The organism is Bradyrhizobium sp., assembly GCF_049581145.1.
GTDB lineage: Bacteria > Pseudomonadota > Alphaproteobacteria > Rhizobiales > Xanthobacteraceae > Bradyrhizobium.
This window is the reverse complement of record NZ_JBAURI010000879.1, coordinates 1-3,808: the sequence shown is the minus strand read 5'-3', so window position 1 is coordinate 3,808 and position 3,808 is coordinate 1. Positions and strand designations below refer to the sequence as shown.

Sequence of the window (3,808 nt, the reverse complement as noted above, 5' to 3'; positions counted from 1 at the left end):
GCACAACACCAGACGTCCCTTACTTGGTTGCCCTTCGCATCACACCTTCGACAAAGGCAGATTTTGCCTCGGTATAAGCCTCGCGATCTGTCCGAGGTTCGGCGGCGAGCCGTCTTTTGAGCCGCTCGTAAGCCTCGCCCTCCTCTGGATGAGCGCGCAAATAATCTCTGAACGCCAACCGGTGCCACATCTCTCCAGTTGGCTCCGTGAAGTGCACATGATGGGAGCGCTTTGAGCCAAAGGGAGGCATCCCTCTAACGAAGAACATTCGATCCGTCTTCGGATTGTCGGCCCAAAAGACGTAATCAAGGTTTTGAAGCGCTTCGATGACGGTCGCCTGCGCGACGGCCAATGACCGCACCGCTATCAGGATATCTATGATGGGTTTGGCAGCCAGGCCGGGGATCGCAGTGCTTCCAAAATGCTCTAGTCCTATGATCTGCGATGGATCAAGGACCGCCCGCAACCGCTTGGCCTCTTCCTCGAACAAGAGCGGCCATCGGGGATCGTAATCGACGATCTCGATTGCATCCATTTCCTCGGCTCCACAACTCGGCCCGCTAAGACGCCGTCGTTAGGCGCTGCCGCTAAAGGGCAGCTGTGGCTATCGCACAGAGCGGAAGTTTTCCTCTACGAAAGCGATCTGCGCGAGCACTGCTCGGGTGATGTCCATGTCGGTCTTAGTATCGTGGACGAAAAAGCTCTTGCCTCGCTTCTTCATTGCCGCCAATTCATCTAGTGACACAGCCGGTCTACCCCCACTTCCGGAAATGCCCGTGCGTTACAGCTCGGGGAATTGATGGGTTTCGCAAGAGCTCTACCCATCCCTACTCCCCGACCTCGGCCAGTGCGCAATCTATTGGAAGTCATGATCGTTGCTTCACGTCAGGATAGCAGTTCGCGGCAGCCGAGATCGTCGACCGCCAGCATGATGCGTTCGAGATTGGGCCACCAGACCCGCGGCGGGATGTTGGATGCTGCTTGCTCGATCGGTCTGAGGATCAGCCAGAGCACCGACAAGCGATAATCGTCGTGCAGCGCCCGGCGGTCGTAACCGCTCACGCCGTTCGCCAGCAGCGCCGCGTGGTAGCGATCGAGCAGCAGCTGCTCGATCGCGCGCCGCATATCGGGAAACCAAAGCATCGCCATCATGTAGGCGATGTCGGTCGTCCCGGTGTCGATGCTCCAGCCCTCCCAATCGATCAGCTGAACCTTGCCGCCGCCGTCTCGCGGCAGGAAGCAATTCCACCAATGTGCATCGCCGTGACTAAGCGTCAGGTCGCGGCGCGCACGATAGCGCGCGAGCAGCCGCGGTGCCCGATCCAGCAGTCGTTCGTAGAGTCCACGTCGTTCGGGAGGCATAACCTGGCCGAAGCGGTCGGCGAAATTTGCGAACCGCTCGGTGAAACCCTGCTGCAGGTATCGCTCCCACTGCTCATCGGGCCAGCTCCCTACGGAAACGCCCAGACGGGGGTCGCCCCACCAGGCGGCATGACATCTCGCCCAGGCTTCGACGATGCTCTCGCATTGCCCCGGGGCGGGCGGCAGTGGCCATTCGGTGGCGAAGAAATGTGAATCCGTCAGGTCTTCGAGCAATAGATGCCAGGTGCTGGTGTCCGAGGCCGCGACGGCCTCGAAACAGCGCGGCACCACCCGTATCGCCGAAGCGAGGTCGCGGTAGAATGCGATCTCGCAGCGGTTCGCATAAGACGGCCTACCGGTGCCGTCGAGATGGCCCATTTTGAGAACGAGTGAACTCGGGGCGTCGGCGGCGGCACCCTCATAGCTCAGGCCCAAACGGAATGTGTGCGATCGCTGCTTCTTCAACGAGTTCATCACCGCGACGTTGCAAACGCGTGCCTCTCTGAGCCAGCCGGATCGACGAAGCGCTTCGGTGAGATACTCGGCGTCAGCCGCTTTTGGCAACGGGTCCGCCGTCATATCAATCCACACTGACACCAGTTTTCGGCCACGACTCTTACCACATATTCAGCTACCCGTGTCACATTTAGGTCAAGGGCCATGGTCAGCAGGCTGGTGGCGCAGCCGGTGTACCCCCAGCGTCAGAATCACCGTGCGGCCGCGCTTACGCTTCGTGCCACAAGGCGACACACAATGGCTTTTCGTAAACTCGGAGCGTCGATATCACTGGTGGCCGTCGGTCAGATGCCTATGTTGCAGCAGACTGTATGACTATGCTCGAACTCAATTTGCGACAGATCAAGGAAAGACTTCGCGGTACAGCCGCGGCAGTCGCCTATCGCCTCGCTGCGCCTGCGCGCCGAGATGATCGACGACCCTGAATTGCGCGCGGCGATGATTCGAACCTTGATGGGCCTGCAGCAGATGACCGAGGCAACGTTGTCGTTCGCCCGGCAGGATATTGCGGAGGAGACCCGTGCGACGGACCTCGTCGCTTTGATCGATGCGGTGGTGGAGGATATCAGGGCGATCGCGCTCGATGGGCCGGCGCGGCTTACCTTCAAGTGCCGACCGACCGCGCTCCGCCGCGCGATTGCCAACCTCGTCGAGAACGCGGTGCGGTACGGGTCAAGGGCCCGCGTCAGCCTGAAAGTCCAGCACGACGCCGTCGAAATCAGGGTCGAGGACGACGGCCCCGGCATACCGCCGGGCAAGCTGGAGGCCGTCTTCGAACGTTCGTGCGCATCGAGCCCTCGCGCAACGAAGAGACCGGCGGCATCGGGCTCGGCCTGGCGATCGTGCGCTCAGCCGTTCAGGCGCACGGTGGCGAGGTCGTTCTCGCGAATGGCGCAAACGGCGGCCTTTGTGCGCGCGTGACGCTGCCTCTCGCGGCCTGAGCCGTTCGCGAGAGCGGCGCATCGCGCGTCTCGGCGCGGGGGGCATCCGAAGCCACGCGGCGCAGGTCAGGCCGGCCTGAATCCGGCCTCGGTCAGCGCGGCACGGGTCCCATTTGAGGCGAGCGAATCGAGAAACGCGAGTACCGCCGGCCGTTGCCTGCGTGCCGTCACCAGCGCGAAATCATAGTGCTCCTCGGCAAACGGGATGAAGCCGAGCTCGGCCGCGTGCGCGACGGGTGCGATCGTCATGCCCCAATCGGCGCGGCCCTGCGCGACCGCCGCGGCAACCGCGTTGTGCGAGCGCGGCTGGTTCCAATAGCCGTCGGGGCGGGCGCCGCCGAGCAGCCGGTCGATCAGGATGCGTGTGCCCGCGCCCTGATTGCGGTTGACCATGATGCAGGCTGGGTCGGCGGTTGCCGCGCGCACGGCGCCTGCGGCGCTCAACCCTTCAAACCGCCTGTCGCCCTTGCGAAACACGATGCCCTGCATCCGCCGCCAGCCCGGCACCAGCTCGAGCCCGGCGCCGAGGAATGGCGTGTTGTAGGTTTCGGTCTTGTCGTCAAACAGGTGGATCGGCGCGAAATCGCATTCGCCGCGTTGGGCCGCGGCCAGGCCGCCCAGACTGCCGACGGCAATCGAGCGGACGGCAAGCCCGGCGCGTGCCAGCCGTGTCGTCACCAGATCGAGCCCCGTGCAATGACTGCCGACGATGACGAGATCGGGCACCCGCACATGCGGCGTGAACAGGGTGACCTCGGCTTCGGTGCCGGCCGGCAGCTGGTCGGCCAATGCATCGATCCGGAGAAAACCATCGGCCTGGGCGAAGGACGTGATCGCCCCCGATCCCTTGCCCGAGGGATAGGCGACCAGGCCACCTGCGCCTTCCACCAACGAGACCATCACGAATTCGGCGCGTCCGAGTTCGGACGCAATGCGGACCGGCACTTTCGCGGTGACCTTGGCATCGGAACGCGGCGGCAGGCCGGCCA

General features: G+C 63.2%; 4 protein-coding genes and 1 pseudogene. 1 reads left to right on the top strand and 4 read right to left on the bottom strand.

Annotated elements, in window-relative coordinates; genetic code table 11:
• Window positions 1–19 precede the first annotated feature (19 nt).
• From WCB02_RS28740 to WCB02_RS28730, 3 genes are all read right to left on the bottom strand, one after another.
• Window positions 20–535, bottom strand: a complete 516-nt coding sequence (locus tag WCB02_RS28740) for a GrpB family protein (protein ID WP_423963133.1) — start codon at window positions 533–535, stop codon at window positions 20–22.
• A gap of 69 nt (window positions 536–604) precedes the next feature.
• The gene (locus WCB02_RS28735; protein WP_423963132.1) at window positions 605–745 is read right to left on the bottom strand and encodes a polyhydroxyalkanoate synthesis regulator DNA-binding domain-containing protein; all 141 of its coding nucleotides are present in this window, start codon (window positions 743–745) and stop codon (window positions 605–607) included.
• Window positions 746–885: 140 nt separating this feature from the next.
• Window positions 886–1,926 (bottom strand): aminoglycoside phosphotransferase, encoded by a 1,041-nt coding sequence (locus tag WCB02_RS28730; protein WP_423963131.1) that lies wholly within the window; start codon window positions 1,924–1,926, stop codon window positions 886–888.
• A 360-nt stretch (window positions 1,927–2,286) separates the two neighbouring features.
• Here WCB02_RS28730 and WCB02_RS28725 point away from each other — a divergent pair.
• A pseudogene (locus WCB02_RS28725) lies at window positions 2,287–2,819 on the top strand (sensor histidine kinase).
• A gap of 66 nt (window positions 2,820–2,885) precedes the next feature.
• Here the strand turns inward: WCB02_RS28725 and WCB02_RS28720 are convergent.
• Window positions 2,886–3,808: substrate-binding domain-containing protein (locus tag WCB02_RS28720; protein ID WP_423963130.1), on the bottom strand; the 923-nt coding region annotated here is incomplete at its 5' end.